This window comes from Paraburkholderia sp. LEh10 (assembly GCF_017814945.1).
Taxonomy (GTDB): Bacteria; Pseudomonadota; Gammaproteobacteria; order Burkholderiales; family Burkholderiaceae; genus Paraburkholderia.
Map to the genome: position 1 here is coordinate 97,446 of NZ_JAGIPX010000013.1, position 20,314 is coordinate 117,759.

Annotated in this window: 15 protein-coding genes and 6 pseudogenes; 7 read left to right on the forward strand and 14 right to left on the reverse strand. The window is 59.0% G+C overall.

What is annotated here, in order from left to right:
- Positions 1 to 11: 11 nt before the first annotated feature.
- The 9 genes from J8I87_RS13625 to J8I87_RS13665 form a co-directional block, all read right to left on the reverse strand.
- Complete coding sequence (locus tag J8I87_RS13625; RefSeq protein WP_209931981.1) at positions 12 to 788, reverse strand: enoyl-CoA hydratase-related protein; 777 nt, start codon at positions 786 to 788, stop codon at positions 12 to 14.
- Positions 785 to 2,026: a CaiB/BaiF CoA-transferase family protein gene (locus tag J8I87_RS13630; protein ID WP_209931982.1), complete on the reverse strand. Its 1,242-nt coding sequence runs from the start codon at positions 2,024 to 2,026 to the stop codon at positions 785 to 787. The genes J8I87_RS13625 and J8I87_RS13630 overlap by 4 nt, the downstream gene beginning before the upstream one ends.
- 138 nt (positions 2,027 to 2,164) lie before the next feature.
- Positions 2,165 to 3,049 (reverse strand): LysR substrate-binding domain-containing protein, encoded by an 885-nt coding sequence (locus J8I87_RS13635; RefSeq protein WP_209931983.1) that lies wholly within the window; start codon positions 3,047 to 3,049, stop codon positions 2,165 to 2,167.
- A gap of 1,676 nt (positions 3,050 to 4,725) precedes the next feature.
- Entirely contained in the window at positions 4,726 to 5,658 is a 933-nt protein-coding gene (locus J8I87_RS13640) for a CoA ester lyase (RefSeq protein ID WP_209931984.1), read from the reverse strand.
- Between the two features lie 31 nt (positions 5,659 to 5,689).
- Positions 5,690 to 6,853, reverse strand: a complete 1,164-nt coding sequence (locus J8I87_RS13645; RefSeq protein WP_209931985.1) for a CaiB/BaiF CoA-transferase family protein — start codon at positions 6,851 to 6,853, stop codon at positions 5,690 to 5,692.
- Between the two features lie 203 nt (positions 6,854 to 7,056).
- Positions 7,057 to 8,004, reverse strand: a complete 948-nt coding sequence (locus J8I87_RS13650; protein ID WP_209931986.1) for a D-2-hydroxyacid dehydrogenase — start codon at positions 8,002 to 8,004, stop codon at positions 7,057 to 7,059.
- Positions 8,001 to 8,945: a LysR family transcriptional regulator gene (locus tag J8I87_RS13655; RefSeq protein ID WP_209931987.1), complete on the reverse strand. Its 945-nt coding sequence runs from the start codon at positions 8,943 to 8,945 to the stop codon at positions 8,001 to 8,003. The genes J8I87_RS13650 and J8I87_RS13655 overlap by 4 nt, the downstream gene beginning before the upstream one ends.
- Before the next feature lie 86 nt (positions 8,946 to 9,031).
- Positions 9,032 to 10,468, reverse strand: coding sequence for an aldehyde dehydrogenase family protein (locus J8I87_RS13660; RefSeq protein WP_209931988.1), 1,437 nt, complete (start codon positions 10,466 to 10,468; stop codon positions 9,032 to 9,034).
- A gap of 1 nt (position 10,469) precedes the next feature.
- Positions 10,470 to 11,315, reverse strand: a complete 846-nt coding sequence (locus J8I87_RS13665) for a phytanoyl-CoA dioxygenase family protein (protein WP_209931989.1) — start codon at positions 11,313 to 11,315, stop codon at positions 10,470 to 10,472.
- A gap of 221 nt (positions 11,316 to 11,536) precedes the next feature.
- On the opposite strand from J8I87_RS13665, the gene J8I87_RS13670 reads away from it, so the two are divergent.
- Positions 11,537 to 12,847 carry an MFS transporter gene (locus J8I87_RS13670; RefSeq protein ID WP_209931990.1) on the forward strand — a complete coding sequence of 437 codons (1,311 nt, stop codon included), beginning with the start codon at positions 11,537 to 11,539 and terminating at the stop codon, positions 12,845 to 12,847.
- A 51-nt stretch (positions 12,848 to 12,898) separates the two neighbouring features.
- On the opposite strand, the gene J8I87_RS13675 is transcribed toward J8I87_RS13670, so the two are convergent.
- On the reverse strand, positions 12,899 to 13,057 hold the full coding sequence (locus tag J8I87_RS13675) for a hypothetical protein (RefSeq protein ID WP_209931991.1): 159 nt from the start codon (positions 13,055 to 13,057) through the stop codon (positions 12,899 to 12,901).
- 104 nt (positions 13,058 to 13,161) lie between these two features.
- On the opposite strand from J8I87_RS13675, the gene J8I87_RS13680 reads away from it, so the two are divergent.
- Positions 13,162 to 14,070 (forward strand): LysR family transcriptional regulator, encoded by a 909-nt coding sequence (locus J8I87_RS13680; RefSeq protein WP_209931992.1) that lies wholly within the window; start codon positions 13,162 to 13,164, stop codon positions 14,068 to 14,070.
- 353 nt (positions 14,071 to 14,423) lie between these two features.
- On the opposite strand, the pseudogene J8I87_RS13685 reads toward J8I87_RS13680, so the two are convergent.
- The 4 genes and pseudogenes from J8I87_RS13685 to J8I87_RS46320 form a co-directional block, all read right to left on the reverse strand.
- Positions 14,424 to 14,663 (reverse strand): annotated as a pseudogene (locus J8I87_RS13685) (hypothetical protein); the annotation flags it as partial.
- Positions 14,664 to 14,723: 60 nt separating this feature from the next.
- Positions 14,724 to 15,395 (reverse strand): hypothetical protein, encoded by a 672-nt coding sequence (locus J8I87_RS13690; protein ID WP_209931993.1) that lies wholly within the window; start codon positions 15,393 to 15,395, stop codon positions 14,724 to 14,726.
- Between the two features lie 307 nt (positions 15,396 to 15,702).
- The gene (locus tag J8I87_RS13695) at positions 15,703 to 17,214 is read right to left on the reverse strand and encodes an acetyl-CoA hydrolase/transferase family protein (RefSeq protein ID WP_209931994.1); all 1,512 of its coding nucleotides are present in this window, start codon (positions 17,212 to 17,214) and stop codon (positions 15,703 to 15,705) included.
- A 392-nt stretch (positions 17,215 to 17,606) separates the two neighbouring features.
- A pseudogene (locus J8I87_RS46320) lies at positions 17,607 to 17,690 on the reverse strand (hypothetical protein); the annotation flags it as partial.
- A gap of 221 nt (positions 17,691 to 17,911) precedes the next feature.
- On the opposite strand from J8I87_RS46320, the pseudogene J8I87_RS13705 reads away from it, so the two are divergent.
- The 5 genes and pseudogenes from J8I87_RS13705 to arsN2 form a co-directional block, all read left to right on the forward strand.
- Positions 17,912 to 18,232 (forward strand): annotated as a pseudogene (locus J8I87_RS13705) (ArsR/SmtB family transcription factor); the annotation flags it as partial.
- 34 nt (positions 18,233 to 18,266) lie between these two features.
- Positions 18,267 to 18,419, forward strand: a pseudogene (locus J8I87_RS13710) (arsenate reductase ArsC); the annotation flags it as partial.
- A 2-nt stretch (positions 18,420 to 18,421) separates the two neighbouring features.
- Positions 18,422 to 18,691 (forward strand): annotated as a pseudogene (locus tag J8I87_RS13715) (arsenic resistance protein); the annotation flags it as partial.
- Between the two features lie 47 nt (positions 18,692 to 18,738).
- Positions 18,739 to 19,428: pseudogene (arsH, locus tag J8I87_RS13720) on the forward strand (arsenical resistance protein ArsH).
- Positions 19,429 to 19,546: 118 nt separating this feature from the next.
- Entirely contained in the window at positions 19,547 to 19,984 is a 438-nt protein-coding gene (arsN2, locus tag J8I87_RS13725) for an arsenic resistance N-acetyltransferase ArsN2 (RefSeq protein WP_209931995.1), read from the forward strand.
- Positions 19,985 to 20,314 lie beyond the last annotated feature (330 nt).

The window sequence follows — 20,314 nt, forward strand, 5'->3', positions numbered from 1 at the left end:
TTTCCCGGCTACTACCGGTTCTGGAATGCGGGCTGACGGCGTTCCAGAAACGCGGCCATGCCTTCTTTCTGATCGGCGAACGAAAAGCCCGCGTGAAATAGCCTTCGCTCGAACAACAGCCCCTCCGATAGCGACGTCTCGAATGCGCGATTGACGGCTTCCTTGATCGCGACGATCACCGGCAGCGACTGACGCGCAATCTGTTCGCCGACGCGCATCGCTTCGTCGATCAACCGCTCGCGGGCGACGACCTTCGACACGAGGCCGTAAGCCAGTGCTTCCTTCGCGCTAAGCGGCTCGCCGGTGAGACACGCGAGCATCGCGGTCGATTTGCCGACCGCGCGCGGCAAGCGCTGCGTGCCGCCCGCGCCCGGCACGATGCCGAGCTTGATTTCCGGCTGCCCGAAAACCGCGTCGTCAGCGGCGATGACGATGTCGCACATCATCGCCAGCTCGCAGCCCCCGCCGAGCGCATAACCGCCCACCGCCGCGATCAGCGGTTTGCGAGCCGTGCGGATGCGGTCCCAGCTACGGCCGATGTAGTCATCCGAGAATGCGCTGGCATAGTCGAGCTTCGACATCGCGACGATGTCCGCGCCGGCGGCGAAGGCCTTGTCGGATCCTGTCAAAACGGTCGCGTGAACCTGCGGGTCGGTTTCATTGCGCAGCAGGACGTCGCTCAGCTGGTCCATCAACGCGTCGGCCAACGGATTGAGCGGGTTGCCTGACGCCAGACGAACGAGCGCGACCTGCGCGCGTTGTTCGCTTCGGATCATCGCGGCGCTCATGCGGTCACCTTGCGGTCGTCGTCGCAGGTCTCGCGCGATGCGCGGCCCACGCGGATCACGCCCGCGTTCAGCAGTCCGGCGATCTCGCTTTCGGCGAAGCCGTATCGCTCGAGCATCTGCAGCGTGTGCTGGCCCGTGAGCGGCGCGGGCAGGTCCGGCGCGGCTGGCCGGTCGGATGGGCCGAGCGCGAAGCCATGCGTGCGTATCGTGCCCGCGACCGGATGTTCGATCGTCTGTGCCAGCCCGCATTCGGCATACTCCGCCGATTCGACGACATCGCCGTAGGTTGCGACGGGCGCGCACAAAATGTCCCGCGCCGCGAGCCGTTCCATCCATTCCGCCGTGGTCCGTTCGATGAAGCGCGCGGCGAGTATGGGATGCAGTGTCGCGCGATGGCGCACGCGGTCGTCGTTGGTTCCGAACCTCGGGTCGGCTTCGAGCGCCGGCGATGCGAGCACCTCACATAGCGCGTGCCATCGCTCCGGATGGTAGGCGACGACCATCATCCAGCCGTCTGCCGTCGGGAACGCTTCGTTCGGACACGCATAAGGCGCGGCACTGCCGGTCTTTTCCGGCTCGCGCCCCGACGCGAAGAACGCGGCGAAGCCGATCTGCTGCAGCATCAGCGTCGCGTTGTAGAGACTCACGTCGAGATGCTGCCCGCCGCCGCCCGTGCGGACCTGATGCAGCGCGCCGAGAATCGCGATCGACGCGAGATAGCCGCCCATCATGTCCGCAACGGGGATTGGGACTTTGAGCGGCTCGGCGTGCGTCGTGCCGAGCGTGCTCATCAGACCGCTGACGGCCTGGATCACGCCATCGACGCCCGGCCGCTTGCGATTCGCGCCCGTCTGACCGAATGCAGAAATCGAGCAGTAGACGAGCCGTGGATTCAGTTGCCGCAACGCGTCGAAGTCGAGTCCCATCGACGCCATCACGCCCGGCCGGAAGTTCTCGACCAGCACGTCCGACTCCCGCACCATACGGCGAACGGCCTGGCGCCCGGCATCGGTTTTAAGATCGATCGCGACGCTGTACTTGTTCCGGTTGACGCTGATGAAGGCCGGGCTTTCGCCGCTTATCCACGGCGGCCCGATGCGCCGCCCGATTTCCCCATCGGGCGGCTCGATCTTGACGACGTGCGCGCCGAGATCGGCAAGCGTCATCGAGCAGACCGGTCCGGCGACGACATGCGAGAAATCGATCACCCGCACGCCGTTGAGGCTGTCTCTTGGCATTTGTGATTGTCCTGTCTCGTGACTCGCCACTGCAGCGAATCATGGCGACGAGATTACGTTCTCGCCGCCCTCCCGGACAATCGACAATTTAGAAACGAGCCCTTGACTTTTTGTTAAAGGATCGACGGCTCGCAAGAGCTATTCGTTGAGCAGCGTGAGCAGCCATCGGCGGAAAATCTTCAGCGCATCCGATTGCGGACGCCCCGTCGGCCATGCGAAGTAGTAAGTGTGATGCCCGCGGTCGAGCTCGAATGAAAACGGTGCGACCAGCAGCCCGCTGTCCAGTTCGCCGCGCACCAGCGCCTTCTGCGCGATTGCGACGCCGTGCCCTTCTATGGCCGCCTGATAGGCGAGCAGCGACGTTTCGTAGCGCATCTCACGGCGTCGCCCGTTCAATGGAAGACCCGCTGCCTTCAGCCACAACGTCCAGTCTTCTGGGCGCGCGAGCGTATGCAGGAGCGTTTCGCCCTGAAGTTGCGAGCGGGCCTTGACCTGTCTGGAAGGCGCCGCGACCGGCAGCAGCTCGTTCGCGATCAGACGCTGCACCCGCAGGCCGGGCCATTTGCCGTCGCCCAACTGGATGCCTCCGTCGATGTCTTCACGCGCGAAATTCAGCGGAGCCGACGATGTCGTCAGTTGAACGTCGATATTTTCGTGCAGTCTATGAAAGCTTGCGAGACGCGGAATCAGCCAGCGCACCGCAAACGTCGCAGGAGAGCGGATCTTGAGTACGCGGGTGCGCCGCTCGGGCGAGCGCAGGCTGTCAGTGGCTGCGCGCAGCGATGCGAAAAGCGGCATCAGTTCCGCGAGATACCGCGCTCCCGCCGACGTCAGCTCGAGCCGCCCCTTCACTCGCTCGAACAGATCGACGCCAAGGTAGGCTTCCAGCGTGCGTACCTGCCGGCTAACGGCGGCAGGCGTGACGGCCAACTCGTCAGCGGCCTTAGAGATGCTCAACAAGCGTCCCGTCGCCTCAAATGCCCGTGTGGGATTCAGCGGAGGAAGCAGCGCACGACGTTCCATAGTCTGTCCGTGTAGAAGCATATTCGTATTGTGGCGCGAAATGCCCGAGGGAAGGTCCGGGATACTGCCACAAACCGGATAGTGGAACGCGGATGAACGAGACTGGAGCAAAAGGCATTCGAACAGCGCACAAATCGCGCTCAAATGACGGTTTTTGGTCGAGGGCGATGTACCACTGGCAGCCGCTTACGACCCGTTTCTGCGCTTCGACGACCTTGTAAGCGGTCATTCGATCGGCTCACAACCGGAGCCTTTGTTGACTAATTTGGTTCTCGACAACCCCTACAAACCGATATACATAACGAATCCCTTCGTCCATACGACGTGGCCGCCTTGATCCACTTTCCAATAGACTTGTGCGGACACATCGTACGGCAGGAGGCCCACTCCTTTCCTGAAAAAGCCGGCAATGTGGATCGACCCGTCTGTGTTACAGACACCGTCAATGTGGAATCCTTCTTTCACGAGGGTATTTTCGAGTTTCTGACCATCCGATCCGGGAGGGAAATCGGTATTCAATCGGGCGTCAAGCTCAGGTGAAGTTGCAAGTCCTCCTGTGGTCGGCGGGCATGCGCCCCAGTAACCACCATGCGCCGTGACGTTTCGCAATAACGCGGGCAGTTCGTTCGGTGCCTGCGCATAAGCACTAAACGTCAAGCCAAGGGTAAGTGTCGCGGCAATTGAAACGTGTGATCTAAGACTGGATCGCATCTTCGTGCGCCTCCCTCACGGCAACGACTTTGATTGGTCCCACGCTTGTTTGTTGACTGTCGAGCGCTTCCCACGTTGATTGTCGGCGATCTTGGCAGTAGTGTCGAATCGACCGGAATTGGCCGAGCTCTGCCCCACGCGGCCCGCCGCAGCCGACACGCCGCAGCTGTCACGCGCCGAGGCGCGCGCCGTACCGGGTCCCGATCTCGACTAGCTTTGAGACATCGGGCGGCATCGCGGTGACTTCACGGTCGAGCTTTTTCAAGTCACCACCGGGGAGGAGGCCTAACGCAATGAAACGAGGGGACGCTTCGCGGCAATTTGAGTCCGAATTGAAACGTTCTTCGCAAAACACACCGTCTTTTCGCACTCGTTGCCGAACCGCGCGGCAGTTGCCCGGGATACTCACTATACGACCAGCATGTGAACTTCCCTGCACCGGACTCCGGGTAGTGGGGCAAGTAAATGAACGAAGGCCGTCTCATGGTCGAGAACGCTCTGGTCGATGTCACCTTCGAGGCGAAGCCGAACGAGATCAATTTCGGACCCGCTAATTCACGGCGTCTTTGTCAGTTTAGGAACCCGTTTTATGCGAGTGAGTCAACGTCTTTCTTCGTTCCACAACGAACCGGCTGCCCTTCCGGCAGGCTCAGCCTCCGCCACGACTACTAATCCGGCTCAAACGGGGACACTCGAGATCACACATGCTTTGTGTCGCTAGCGGCGAGTGGTTTGTCCTCGGACGCAGCCACGCACAATGCCCTACGATCACGGGTATCTCTCGCAGGATTAAATGCACAATTGAATGCCATTACATCACGTACACGACCTGCCCCCTCACGGGTTCCTTGCCAAAATCCGGCCAACCGTTGAAGGACGCCGTTCCAGTCGATGGGCGAAGAATTATTAAACGACATCGAAGCGGGGGATCGCGCATTCTTCTTGAAAGTACAAGGAAGCAACTTCTACACGTCAGTGGTTCGTCCCATCGCAATAACACGCTCCGCCATCCGGATATTCGCGTAGTCGACGAGCTTGCCGTCAACCTGTACGGCACCACGCCCTTCTTTCTCCGCCTCAGTCAGCGCGGCGATGACGCGTCGAGCATTACACACTTCGTCGTCACTCGGAACAAATGCTCTATGCGTCGCATTAATCTGGCAAGGGTGAATAACCTGTTTGCCGTCATATCCCATTGTTGCGGCCTTGATCGCCAACGCGGAGGACAACGTAACGTCACGGAACGCCCCGCAGGGTCCATCGATAGCTCTAAGGCCGTGAGCCCGGGCTGCAACCAGAATGCGCATCATCGGATAAGCCCACATATCGAGCGCCGTACTTGAGCAATCCCCTTGCTGCGAGCGGGACGTCAGTTGATACGCCGGATGCGAGAGCCCGATGTCGATTCCTTTTGCACCAATTGATGCGGAAAAGTCGCCTACGCCAAAGTGCAGCGACTCGATCAATGGCGAGTGCCCGGCAATCTGCTCACAGTTCGCGAGTCCGAGAGCCGTTTCTATCATGACTTCGAGACCGACTGGCGTCGATCGATGTTGGCCGTACCTGCCAACCATGCGGACCACGCTATCGATGTCGGCTGTCCGCTCAACCTTCGGAATGAGAAGCGTATCGAGCCGCGGCGCGGACATCGACAACCGCGCGATTTCCGTTTCAATAGTCCCGCTGCCCGGCACATTGACGCGAACACTCACCGCTTTTTTGCCCCAGTCGAGCTCGTTGATCGCTTCGATGGCGCCGATGAGAGCGGCCTCTTTTTGATCTTGCGGAACGGCATCCTCCAGATCAAGAAAGACCGCGTCTGCGGCACTACGAGCGGCTGATTCGACCATGCGACGGTGATTCGCTGGCACCGCAAGAAAGGTTCGGGTTACACGCATGCAAAAGGTCCTGGAACGGTTCGGGGGTAAATCAAGCTATGCGCAGGCGGGACGGATGCAATCCCAGTTCTCCGAGGATCTCCTCTGTGTGCTCTCCCACGTCAGGTACGCTTTTCATTGCAGGCGAAAGTCCGTCAACAATCATCGGGGGAAGAAATACCTCCAGCGGGCCCTCTGGACTGCCGATCGACGTCACTCGTCCGCGTTCGTGCAATTGTGGATGCGCGAGGAATTCCTCGACCGTGTTCATGCGTCCATTAGCGATTGCCGCCCGCTCAAGAAGGTCGCTCAGTTCGCCGCTCGTCCATTTAGCGAAGTTGTCGTTAATCAACGCCTCGAGTGCCTCCCGATTTCGCACGCGATCCGGATTCGTCGCGAAGCGCGGATCGGTTCGCACCTTCGGGTCTCGTAGAACCTGTTCACAAAAGCTACGCCATTCCCGTTCGTTCTGGACTCCGAAAAAAATGGTTTTCCCGTCGCCCGCGGTAAATGGACCATATGGCGCGATCGTCGCGTGGCGAGCGCCTGAGCGTTCGACCGGCTTTCCGCTGTCGCGCGTGTAATATGCCGGGTAGCTCATCCATTCCGCCATGGCGTCGAACAATGAAACTTCAAATGCAGTTCCCTTGCCTGTGCGCTCACGGCGATAGAGCGCGAGCAGAATTCCATTCAGTGCGTACATCCCGGTTGCGATATCGACAATGGACAAACCGCACTTCGCCTGCTCAGCAGGCGTTCCATTGATTGACAAGAACCCGGTTTCACATTGAACCAGAAGGTCGTAGGCTTTTTTTTGCGCGTACGGACCTGTCGATCCGTAGCCCGAAATATCACAGGCTATGAGGCGCGGATAGCGTTCGACTATGGCTTTCGCATCGAGACCGAGCCGCTTCGCCGCGCCCGGCGCGAGATTTTGAATGAACACGTCCGCGCGCGGCAACAACTCGTCTAGTACCTCCTGTCCAAAATCGGATTTTACGTCGAGCGCAAGACTCTCTTTCGAACGGTTCGCCCAAACGAATTGACTTGATAAGCCGTGCATCGCCGTGTCGTATCCCCGAGCAAAATCGCCGCTTCCCGGTCTTTCGACCTTAATGACGCGTGCACCCCAGTCAGCAAGATGCCGACTCGCAAGCGGAGCAGCTATTGCCTGCTCCAGCGATACCACCGTGATGTTTTCCAGAGGAAGTTTCATTTCCGACGCTTTCCCAAGTTGTTTGACGACGGTATAACGGGCTCGTTGTTTGGCCGCGCCCATCTCCTGGAAAGAGTTTCCCGCAGGCAAAACCGTATGTGAACCATCGAGTTTCGAAAGCCGCGTTCACAAATGAAGACTTGCGTGTGCGTTACTATGACAGTTCAGACCGGGGGACCGATCGATCCGATGCTTGCGTCGTATCAGGCCACGCGGTTCGCGGTGCGTTGCTCCAAAAAACTCGCTACGTTCGCGGAAACAGCAAGTGCAAGCGCTTCGACCGTGGAAGCGCTTGCCCAGGCGACATGAGGTGTCAGCAAGAGGTTGTCAGGTCGACCGGTGACAAAACGATGCTTTTCGTGCGGTGGCTCGACCTGCAACACGTCTAGCGCAGCTCCAGCGATGACTTGACTGAGCAGTGCCGCTTCGAGCGCCCGTTCGTCGACGAGCGCTCCTCGCGCGGTGTTAATCAGCACTGCGGTGCGACGCATCATTGAAAGCTCGCGTTCGCCAATCAGACCCTGCGTGTCAGGGGACAAAGGACAGTGCAGTGAAATCACATCGCTTGTTGCAAGTACACGTTCGAATGCGGTATAGCCGGGCCGAACTTCGGTTCTGCCTTTGCGCTCGCTTTGCAGTACTTGCATACCCAACGCGATCGCTATCCTCATGACCTCCCTGCCTATTGCGCCCGAACCGATCAGGCCCAGTGTGGCACCACGGACCTCGCGGATGGGCGCGCCATGAACACAAAATACGGGAGATGCAGTCCAAGCGGACGACGACGCCAATTGGCCATAAGAAAGCATTTGCCTTCGCAGCATGAAGATGCAGGCAACGACGTGCTCGGCCACACTCGAAGCGGCGTATGCCGGCACATTCGAGACCTGAACGCCGTGTTCTCGACAATAAGCTACGTCCACACTGTCGTAGCCGCTTGCAGCAACGCAGATGTACTTGAGCCGCGGAAGTTGACGCAGCGCATCCGCACGCAATGGCACCTTATTCGTGATCGCAATATCAGCATCGGCAAGCGCCTCGAGAAGCTCATGTTCGCGGGTAGTTGCTCGCTCTGTCCAGCGGTCCGAGGCGCGGGGTCGCGGTACGCGCACGGGCAGCGTCGCGCTGTCGAGAAAGACGATATGGCTCATGTCAGTGGATATCTCCCACGTTCGATTGCGCCCTCCGCCTCTGGCGTAAGGCCCGGGTATGAACGTTGCAAATGCCGGACGAAATTTTGTGCCGAGCGCGGCAACGCGTCGAAGTCACGATAGCCGATCAGACTTTCCAGCCTCGCCCATTCATCGGTGAAAGGGACGACCTTGTAGCCGAAGCTCTCATCTGGCGTGCCCACAGTTACGTCCGACATGACTGCAAGGCCGATCCCGGAACGCACCATGGTGCGCATCGCATCGAAGCTCGTGACCTGCAGGCGGATGCGCAACTTGCGCTGAAGGTCTGCGGCGTACGACTGCATCATCCGGAAGATCAAGCTGCCCTCGTGGAAAGCGATCAGATCGTAGTCCAGCGTCTCGGCGAACGAGACTTCACTGCGGTCCGCGAGCGCGTGCTGCAAGGGCACCACGGCGACAAGGTTCGAACGTCTGAACGGTTGCACAACTAGTCCAGCTGTCGAAACGCCCGACCAGAAGACACCCAGATCCGCGATCCCGTCGCGTAACGCCCGAACGATGAACGGGGTGCTCCACTCTTCCAGATGAACGTCGATCTGCGGGTAGGCTTCAAGAAACGTACGAATGGTCGGACCGAGGAAACCGACGATCGCAGTACTATTGGCGAAAACGCGAACTTCGCCCTTTGACCCGTCACCGAATTCGCTCATCTGCGCACGCATGCGGGCCATCACCAGCATCATGTCCTTCGCGTGCGTAACGAGTTCCAGTCCGGCGGGCGTCGGCCGCACTCCCATATTGCGGCGTTCGAGCAATTGCACGCCGAGCACGTCCTCGAGATCGCTGATCCGCTTACTGACGGCGGACGTCGCAATAAAGTGACGTTCGGCCGCTCGCGCGAGATTTCGCTCCTCAATAACCGTCAGGAATATTTTTAGCGTAACGAGGTCGATCCGCATGCAGGGTCCGTAATGCGTCGGCGACGCGACAATTGCGCACGCAGCTTTTCTTCGATGATCAAGCGCCGCGCACGCAACTGGCCGCCTTAGCCGTGGTTAAGAGTAATTGTCTTCAGGGTGGTAAAGCTCAATAGACCCTCCATCCCCTTTTCGCGGCCATAGCCGCTTTGCTTGACGCCGCCGAATGGCAACTCTATGCCCCCGCCCGCGCCGTAGCAGTTGACGAAAACCTGGCCTCCATGAAATGCGTGAGCCAGTCTCATTTGACGACCGCCGTCACGAGTCCAGATTCCTGCGACAAGCCCGAAGGCGGTATCGTTGGCGAGATGAACGGCCTCGGCTTCGTCTGCAAACGGCATCGCAACCAGTACGGGCCCGAACACTTCGTCCTGGGCCAACGTATGCTTGTGCGGTACGTCACGCAGGAGGACAGGCGGCTGAAAGTAGCCTCCATGTGCGGCATCCGGCGCTAGTCTTCCCATCGCCGCGAAGCCGATGTTGTCGGCATCTGCCCTGGCAAGGAAGGTCTTTACCCGATCCAGTTGGGCCGCGCTGATCAGAGGTCCGCAGTCGTAATCCCCGTCTGCGGGGCCCGCTGTCACAGCCTCGAAGCTGTGCGCGAGTCGTTCGATAACCTCCTCATAGAGCGACGACTGCACCAGCAATCGGCTGCCGGCCGAACACGTCTGGCCGCTGTTTTGCACGATTGCGTTTCGAATGACCGGCAATGCGGCATCCAGATCGACGTCCTCGAAGACGATCTGCGGGGATTTGCCGCCAAGTTCGAGGGTCACCGGGCAATGATGTCGAGCCGCAGCCTGCGCGACGGCTGTACCGGTGGCCGGCGAGCCCGTGAAGGAAATATGCGCAATGCCTGGGTGTTCAGCGAGCGCGGCGCCGGCCTCCCGGCCATAACCTGTCACGATGTTCAGCACGCCTGCGGGTAAACCCGCTTCGGCTGCCAGTTCGGCCAGCTTGAGATACGAAAGGCACGCATCTTCGGCTGGCTTGACCACACATGTGTTGCCCGCCGCGAGCGAAGCGGCGACACTGCGGCCGAACATTGCCGCTGGATAGTTCCAAGGAATGATATGCCCGGTAACACCATGCGGTTCGCGGACGGCTAGTACAGTATGCCCCTGCAGGAAAGGAATGGTGTCCCCATGCAGTTTGTCGCAGGCGCCAGCATAGAATTCCATGTAGCGAGCGCATACGGTGATGTCAGCCGCAGCTTGCTTTAGTGGCTTGCCAGTGTCCTCCGATTCAATTCGCGTGAGCGACTCGTGATTGTCGAGGATGAGTTGACCCAGTCGCGAGAGAATGCGGCCGCGCTCGACCGGGCCGATACGCCGCCAGACCGTGTCGAAGGCTTTGCGCGCTGCGTTAACTGCAGCATCGATGTCGGCCGCATTGCCGCGCGCAATGCGAGTGAATTCCAGACCAGTAGACGGGTTGACCACGGCTATCGTCTCGCCATTCGCGGGAGCTAACCACTGATTGCCGATGAAATGTTGTGCTGTCACGTTAGTTTCCCTCTACCAAGATCTCGCGTTCCTCACAGCGTTTGCCGGCGCTAAGAATTCCATCATCGCTTTGGATGGGAATCGGTGCCCAGTTTGTCGAACGCACGAAGTCGCCGCGAGGTTTCTCGACCTCACGCGGACGGTTGGCAACCCGGTTGTAAGTGATGTACGCCTGCCAACGGTTTTCCGCCGACATATTCACGCCAGAGCCATGAATAGTGAGGCAATGAAACAGCACCAGTGTGCCCGCTTTGCCGACAATCGGCACTGGCGCACCGGACGTCTCCAGGATCTGCTTGATGTGTTCACGCTGCACGGCACGTTGAGGCAGTTGGTATGCAGCCTGGCTATCGTCATAGTAGTGCTCCACGAGACCCAGTTTGTGGCTGCCGGGGATCATATACAACGAGCCGTGAATTTCCTGCGTGTCGCTGAGCATCACCATGGCTGTCAGCATGTCGTTCTCCGGGTAACCATCGTGTACCCAGTAGCCAAAGTCCTGATGCCAGAGCCAGCCCGTGCCCTCCAGCGCCGACTTGGTGTTCACCTTCGTGTGGGAGATATACACCTCCTCGCTGTCAAGCACCTGCATCACTGGCCGCAGCAGACGCGGTGTGCGCGTCAGTGCCCGATACTGCGGCGAGGCAACCGGACCGTCTTCTTCGTGCACTCGAAAAATGGAGCGGATCGCGCCCGTGCGCTCTCGAAAGACCGAGTCCGCCTGAATGGCGCTGAGACGTTCGGTGTCCCGCCTTAGCGCACGCACTTCCTCGGCGCTGTAGCAATTCGGAATGACGATAAATCCGTCGCGGTGGTACTCCGCAATCTGTTGTTTGTTGAGTTCCATCTCGTCTCCTTGTTTAACTGGACCAGCCTACGAAGCCAGTCTAAAACAGCGGACGCCGCCTCTGGTTGTCCAATCGCGATGACGGCGTTGCCAAGTTGAGAATGGCTCGGCCACCCTCTGCTCTTGCATACTAGGTGTGCGCACTGCTCGGAATCGCTTACGTCAAGTGGCGCGAACCGAAGCGTAACAAGAGGGTCGCAAAACCTAATATGGAGCGAGACATGTCAATCAACCCTACGGCCGCCATGCCTTACGTGGAAGCACCGCTAGACGAACGCCGCGTCTATTCGAAGGTGTCGTGGCGATTAATCCCCTTTCTGCTCTTGTGCTATACGGCCGGATACCTCGACCGCGTGAACGTCGGTTTCGCAAAGCTACAAATGCTCGATCAATTGAAGTTCAGTGAGACGGTCTACGGGCTTGGGGCAGGCATATTCTTCATCGGTTACGTGATCTTTGAAGTTCCAAGCAACATCGTGATGCACAAAGTCGGCGCCAGGATCTGGATAGCGCGGATCATGATCACGTGGGGACTCGTTTCGGCGGCGATGGTATTCGTCAAAACGCCGACCGTGTTTTACGTGCTGCGGTTCCTTCTTGGGGTAGCGGAAGCCGGGTTTCTGCCTGGAATCCTGCTATATCTGACGTACTGGTATCCGTCGTCACGCCGCGGAAGCATCATCGCACTCTTCCTCGGGGGAATCCCGCTTGCCGGTATGCTCGGCGGCCCCCTATCCGGCTGGATCATGCACGCGTCTGCCAATCTCAGCGGATGGTCCGGATGGCAGATGATGTTTCTGCTGGAAGCTCTCCCCTCAGTGCTGCTCGGCATCGCCGTATTCTTTGTACTGGGCAACGATGTCCGCTCCGCGAAATGGCTGACCGAATCCGAGAAGAAATTGCTGGAAGCGAATCTCGAACGCGAGACACCGGACGCTCAGGTACATTCGCTGCGCGGCGCGTTCTCCGAACTGCGCAGCTGGATCTTGTGCGCCATGTATGCCTTCATCCTAATGGGCGAATATGGCGTTCTGTTCTGGATGCCAACCATCATCAAGGACACTGGCGTCTCCGATCCACTTCAGGTCGGCTGGCTTACGGCCATTCCCTATACTGCGACCGTAATTGCGATGTTTGTCGTCGGACGGCACTCGGACCGAACACGTGAGCGCCGGTGGCATCTTGCCTTGCCCGGTGCTGTTGCCGCAGTCGGCCTTGCGCTCGCCGCGATGTATCCGCACAGCACCGTTATGGCCATAGTCGGATTGACGATCGGCACGATGGGCGTCCTCGCTGTTGTATCGCAGTTCTGGAACCTGCCTCCGGCGCTGCTAGGTGGCATCGCGGCCGCTGCAGGCATCGCGCTCATCAACTCAGTCGGCAACCTTGCTGGCTTCGTCAGCCCCTACATGCTTGGGTGGATCAAGCAAAGCACCGGCACGACGAGCATCGGACTTTATATACTCGCCGCATGCATGGTCGTCGGAAGCGTGACAGTTTTCTGCTTTCCCTCGCGGTTGATTGATCGTTAGCGACTGGTGAAGTGAACGGCTGCTGAGCGCGTAGGAGCGGACACTTTCGCCTCAGCACTCCAACGCCACCCGCTGTCCGCTGATGGCCCAGAGCGTGTCAAAACAGACCCGTGGAAGTTCAGCCGAACTGAACGCTGTCGAGAATAGCTCCGGCAGAACAACGAACCCATCGCGCTCGTACGCTTCCAACTGTGACGCGGTAAGTTTCATGAGGGGATCTCCTGACTCGTTGGTGTGATGTCACGATCCTAAGAGCGATCACGTTCAATGTAAAAGATATAATAAGTTGCGTATCGATACCTAAGAGGTTCCAAATGGAACTGCGTCATCTTCGCTACTTTCTGACGGTGGCACGCACACTCAACTTCACGAAGGCGGCGGATGAACTGCACATGGCGCAGCCGCCGTTGAGCCGGCAGATACGGGAACTGGAAGAGGAACTCGGCGTAGCGCTTTTTGAGCGCCGGGGCAAACGAGTGTTTCTTTCATCGGCGGGCCAGGTTTTCGAAGAACGGGCCAGGCGAATTCTGGCGGAGACGAACTCCGCGATCGTGGATTCGCAACGCGCAGCAAGAGGGGAAATCGGCCGGGTGGCGGTCGGGTTCTTCGAGCACATCGCGTACACGCTGCTGCCACCGCTCTTGCGTGAATTCCAGCAGCGTTACCCCGCGGTGACAGTCGAACTTCGATGGTTTTCCTCTGCGGAACAGATCAATGCTCTGGACCGAGGCGACGTCGATGTGGCGTTCGTCCGCTCTTTGCCGCCGGATACTCAACTGAACAGCGTCTTGTTGCTTCAGGAGCCGTTTTACGTTGCCATCGCTAAGGATAACCCTCTCGCAGCCAAACGGCAGATCTCCATCAAGGACTGTATGCAGTTGCGCGTCATCAATTACCAGAAAGATGTCGCACCGGACTATCACGCCACCATCAATCAGTTGTGCGCACTTGCCGGCTTTTCTCCTTCCACCAGCTTTGAAATGGGGCAGATCTACGCTTCCCTTGGCCTCGTAAGCGCCGGGTTTGGTGTGACGCTCGTACCGGCGTCAGTTCAACGAACGCACATCGACAACGTCGTCTATCGTCCTCTGCGCGAACAGCACGTGAAAAGCGAGCTCTACCTTGCATGGAAGGAGCCCAATCCGCCTGCTGCGCTAGGCTGTTTTGTTCAACTCGCGTGCGAGATAGCCGCGCAAGCACCGCGAAAAGCAAAGGTCAAGTAAGCGCGAAGCGGTACGGCTTCAATTGCGATGAACAGGTTAGTTTTTGCTGGTCGAAACCGTCAGTAAACCTGCTTTGGTTCGCGGCCGCCGTATGCGACACTGATGCGATTGCTTGACTGATAGTGTGGAGGTCGGTGTGAACCGTGCTGAAACATCTCCTTTAACGTCTCATGTCTCGCCTTAGCGCGATCCGCGCGAGCGAGGACAGCGGCCGAATCATCGGGGATACAGTCCGCGTCGACGATCGCGATAGGTAGTTGACGGACAGCTTTACGGTGCAGAACCGCCGTTTGACTGTCCTCCCATGCCTCCGAAACAATGACCGCACATGGCCACGGCAAGCGACCCCTCGCTCACCAGCTTACCTCGCACTTCCGTCTGCTCCGCCATCTCAAGAGCGTCGTCGACTTCGATGCCACGCTCCGCCGCCGGTTGACCTCCGCCCAAAGCTCATCGCTGTCGTCATTGCGCAGCAGGACCACCCAGTCCAGTTGATTGTCGGCCACGCCGAAGTATTCCAGGATTTCCCTGCGAACGGCATCGACGAACTGCGCGTATTCCGGGGTTGCGTGGGCCTGCGCGTGCACGGCCCGAAACTCTTCGTTGATCGGGGTCGCTCCCCCCCGAGCTGCCGCCGAAGCCGATACATAGCGTCAATGGGTCGACTTCCGCGCTGGATGATTTCGGTAGCGCGCAACGTTATTCGCCAGTGCTGCACCTATTTGCGTAACGTCGATCCGCCATCGCTCGTAAAATCCCTCCATCGCGACGAGGACCTTACTGGGCTGTTGTTCGACATCTGCGCGCAGCAACGCAACCGCATCGTAGAAGTTTGGATCGACGAAATATTGCCCATGGAAATCGATCAGTTGGCCTCGTTCCAGCACGCTGGCGGCCCGCCCAATTCGCGGAAAGCAGATCAGGCTTGGAATCTCTGAATACCGGGTTATGAGCAGATACCGCCAGCGATGCCCGGGCGTTCCGCCGGCGGGCACCAGTTCCACGCTGCTCTTCGCCTGACCCTGTTCGATCAGGAAGTTATACGCGTTCAGGACTCGCTCCGTCTCATTGCCTGCAATGAGCACGTAGCGTTCGGCCGACGTAACGGGGTGAGTCCCATCCTTCAAAAGCTTCCCATAGTCATACTTGAGACCGACGAGCTTCATCAATCGCGACAGCACATGCTCATCCAACGCTGCCTTTCCGGCGATGTAGGAATCAAGTGCACGATTTGCGGCGCCGACCCTTTTCGCAACCGTCAGTAACGGCTCGGGCCAGCAACCAAGTAAGGCGCACACGATCTCGTAACAGGTAAACTCGTGCACGATTGCCTCCTCAGACGGGAAAACGTATCGTAATGTGAAACCACCCTGCTCTGCCGGAACTGCCTCCACAAGCTTCTTCGCATCGACGCGCTTCGTACGGCACGCACCCAGCCTCGTGCCCCTCGCCGGCAAGCGCACGCTCGCCGAACGGCCCCAACAGTTTGATGTCCATCCGAATCGGATTGCCTATAAGGACCTCCGCGCGCACGCTCCGTTCATCGGCAGCGTAGCGGAACAACTGGATGGCTCCGGCCGATCGTGCGACGGAAGGCGCCCAAGCTCCCGATCAAAGCGACGGCGGCTGCGATCAAGGCTTCATATGTCCGGCTTCGGTGAACCTCTGATGCCACGACAAGGCTTCGCCAAGCAAGTGCGGGGTGTGCTTACCCACACTGTCACGGCAGGCGCGGTCGAAATAGTCTCGCAGAAGCGGTCTGTAATCCGGGTGAGCGCAATTGTCGATGACCACACGCGCTCGTTGCTTGGGCGACAACCCGCGCAGGTCCGCCAGCCCCTGTTCCGTGACGATCACGGTGACATCGTGCTCGGTGTGGTCGACGTGGCTGACCATCGGCACGATGCAGGAGATCGCTCCGTTCTTGGCTGTACTCGGCGTAACGAAGCATGCAAGAAAGCCATTGCGGGCGAAATCACCTGAACCGCCGATGCCATTGATGATCGAAGTGCCGGCCACGTGCGTCGAGTTGACGTTGCCATAGATATCAGCTTCAACCATACCGTTGATGGCAATACAGCCCAACCTGCGAACCAGTTCGGCGTGGTTCGAGATCTCCTGCGGACGCAGAACGATGCGGCTGCGGTAGTGGTCGATATTGCGGCTGAATTCTTCGACACCTTCCGGACTTAGCGACAGAGCAGTCGCCGATGCGGTTTGGATGGTATCGGTCCTGATCAGATTCAGCATCCCATCCTGAATCACTTCCGTAAACGCGGTAAGCCCTTCAAATCCGCCGTCGCGCAGCCCGCTCAACACTGCATTGGCGATATTCCCTACCCCGGACTGCAACGGCAACAAGTGCTGCCCGAGCCTGCCCTTCGCGATTTCGTGCCGGAAGAACTCTACCAAGTGATTCGCAATTCGAATGCTGCTGTCATCCGGCTGGGCGAATCGGCCCAGCCGGTCAGGACCGCGGGTTTCCACAACGGCGATCACTTTCGATGGATCGACGCGCAGGTACGGCTCCCCAATACGGTCGCCGGGACGGACCAATGGAATCGGCTGACGATCCGGTGGCAAAGTCGTACCGTAGTAGATGTCGTGCATGCCATCCAGACCGGCAGGCTGAGCCGAATTCACTTCGATGATGACTTTGTCGGCAAGGTCAAGCCACGTCTTGTTGTTGCCGACCGATGTCGATGGAATCAAAGGTCCGTCGGACAATATGCCGGAAACCTCGATGACTGCCACGTCGATCTTGCCGAGGAACCCAAACCAGGTGTACTGCGCGACCTGCCCCAGATGGATATCCATGTACTCGATCTCGCCACGGTTGATCCGTGCGCGAAGTTCCGGATCGGACTGATAGGGCAAGCGAAAGTCGATGCCCCCCACTTTGGCGAGCGCACCGTCCAGTTCCGGCGCAGTGGAAGCGCCAGTCAGTATGCGGAGCGCAAACTTTTCTCCGCGGGCATGAGCGTCTTCGATGCGTGCCGCCAGCGCCAGGGGCACCGCCTTGGGGTATCCGGAGCCGGTGAACCCGCTCATTCCGACGGTCATGCCCGGTAAAATGTGGGCCGCCGCCCGATCGGCTGGCATGACCTTGGACGCGAGATACGAATTCTGGATGCGCTTTTCCATATCGATTCCTCTGTCTTTGCGGATCCTGGCTCTTAACGAGTCATGCAAGAAAGGGACAGCAAGTGCAGTACCTGACCGTCGGAAACTGCTGAGGGTCAACCGTCGCGGTTACGTCGCGATCGAACGGGGGAGACGGAAGTCACGATCGAGTACGACGACACGCGTGCGCGACGACTCCGGTTCGGCTATGGGGCATACGGATTAGGCGCGACCGTCGTCGGCCTCACGATCGTCGTATGGTCCGGTAGGCGTTGTAGTGGCGGATTGCACGTGTCTGCTGGCCCAGTTCCTCATGAATGCGCGCCGCGTTAAAGTGTGCGTCCGCGAAGTCGTGTTTCAGTTCGAATGCTGCGCCGGTACGCGATGAGGGCCTGTTCGAGGCGGCCTGAGTCTTAGAGCGCAGCGCCCAGATTGAAGTGAAGCAGGTGATGGTCCGGGTTTTCTAGCAGGGCAGTGCGCCATACCTCGATAGCCTCGTCGTAGCGGCCGCACTATCGGGCAGCAGGCATCCGAGGTTAAGGTAGGTCTCGAGATATAGGCCGGGTCCGAGTCAATGGCGCGCCTGTAGCCGGATTCGGCGCCGTCCACATCGCCCTCAGCTTCCCTTGCGGAAGCATCCGCGAATTCGTCGGGCGACGAGCGAAGGTCAAGCAGAAAATTCTTGTCATCTGTTCATTATCTCGATTATTACCGAAATATGGAAACGAACCAGACATCGCCGCTCTGGCGGCACTCGCGCACGAGTCGCGGCTCGTAGTCCTTTCGAGCTCTGGTGCAGGCAGGCCCCGAAGGCATGCCCGCAGGCCAGATCGCTACGTTGCTCGATGTGCCGCCGTCGTTGATGTCCTTCCATCTGAAGGAGCTGTCTCATGCGCAGCTCGTCACCAGTCGGCAAGAAGGCCGGTTCGTCTGCTACTGCGCGAATTTCCAAACGATGAACGGCCTGCTGGCCTATCTCACCGAGAACTGCTGTGGCGGCAACCCCTGTTCGCCGGCATCAGCGTGTTCTCCCTCACGGAGAAGCAGTCATGAAGCGCTTCCAGGTTCACGTCGCCGTCACTGCATTGACGAATGCGGGCATCGATACGGCAGGCTATCGCAGCAAGAGCTGGGACGAATTCGCGCAGGACGGAGCGCCGCAACTGCGCATCGTCATTACGGTATGCGACAGCGCGGCCGCCGAAGCATGTCCGTTTTGGCCGGGTAGGTGCCGATCCTGATCCAGGTGTTTTTCAATTCAGCGCTGGCGTACTGGCTCAATCGTGCTGTTGGCGAAAAGCACAACATTGCCTGTCCGTCTGCGCTGATCGGCGCGTCGAACTTCTTCGAGCTGGCCGTCGCAACTGCAATCGGCCTGTTCGGATTCAACTCCGGCGCTGCGCTCGCGACCGTCGTGGGCGTGCTGATCGAGGTGCCCGTCATGCTGCTCGTCGTGCGCATCGTGAACCGTTCGAAGAACTGGTACGAATGCGCCTGAAGGTTACGGAAACGATCACATGAACGAGGTCAACGAAGTAATCATCGATGCGGAGGGCAAACGTGCCTGATCTCAAGACCGAACTGCCGCAGGTTGACCCGACGCTGTTCCGCGTTCCCGACATCGACCGCCTGCAGCCCGCGAAAGCCTCGCCGCACCCGCCGCGCATCCTGCTGCTCTATGGCTCGCTGCGTGAACGCTCCTTCAGCCGGTTGCTGAGCGAAGAAGCCGCGCGCCTCCTTACGGCGATGGGCGCCGAAGTGCGGACGTTCAACCCGAGCGGCCTGCCGCTTCCGGACGATGCGCCGGACACGCATCCCAAGGTGGCCGAACTGCGGGAACTGGTGCTGTGGTCGGAAGGCATGGTCTGGTGCTCGCCTGAGCGTCACGGCGCGATGACCGGCATCATGAAATCACAGCTCGACTGGATTCCGCTATCAGTCGGCGCGGTCAGACCAACGCAGGGCAAGACGCTCGCTGTGATGCAGGTTAGCGGCGGCTCGCAGTCGTTCAACGCGGTCAACCAGATGCGCGTGCTCGGACGCTGGATGCGCATCCTGACCATCCCGAACCAGTCGTCGGTGGCCAAGGCATTCATGGAGTTCGATGAAACCGGACGTATGAAACCCTCGGCCTACTTTCGCGTCGTGGACGTGATGGAATAACTGGTGAAGTTCACGCTGCTGATCCGCGATATCGGTCCATATCTGCTCGACCGTTACAGCGAACGAAAGTAAAGCGCCGAGGCACTGATGAAGCGCGTGAACCAAGCCAGTATCTGACCGATGTCGCCTTCGTCGTGCTCTCGGCGACCAACACATCAACGAAAGTCACTGGACGGGAACGATGCACGTCATGAAAATACGAGCCGCTAAAGACGACGATCTCGTCGGGATAAGAAGCTTGCTTGCAACGTGTGGGTTGCCAACTGAGGACGTCATGGCTGTACTGCTATCCGGGTTTCTCGTTGCCGTCGACGAAGAGGGCGCGATCGTCGGAAGCGTCTGTCTGGAACCTCTGGGCGGTGATGCGTTGCTCAGATCGCTGGCTGTCGCTTTGCATTTGCGTGCAACGGGTCTCGGCACGTCACTGCTTCAGGCGATCGAACGGGAAGCCAGGGCGCGCCCCTATGCGAGCTTGTGGCTGCTGACAACGAGCGCGCAGCGCTTTTTTGAGTATCACGGTTACAGCACAGTAGATCGAACCAATGTGCCGGGTGCAGTACGTGAAACAACACAGTTCATGCGGCTTTGCCCGTCTACCGCCGTGTGCATGAAAAAGCGCATCGCGTGAGCTAACACACTGCGCCCTGCATTCGACGATCGACTCTCCCCCGCTTTCAATGTCTGTTGACGGATTCGAACGAGCCATCAAACAGAATACGATCAATGACTGCAAGTGGCTTTAATTGCCAATCGGTGTGCAATCAACGAAATCATTGCGCGAACGGCAACACACGACCCACAAGGGACCTTCGGTTTTCTCGATAGCGGACGTTTGCGCTTTGCGGCGCATTCCGTCATAAGGGCGTGTGTCCCCGCCGAAGTCAGACCAGCGAGTGCGCCGGCCCGAACCAGTGAGTGAATGTCCGATGCCAACAGCCTCGGGTGCCGTTGATGAGCA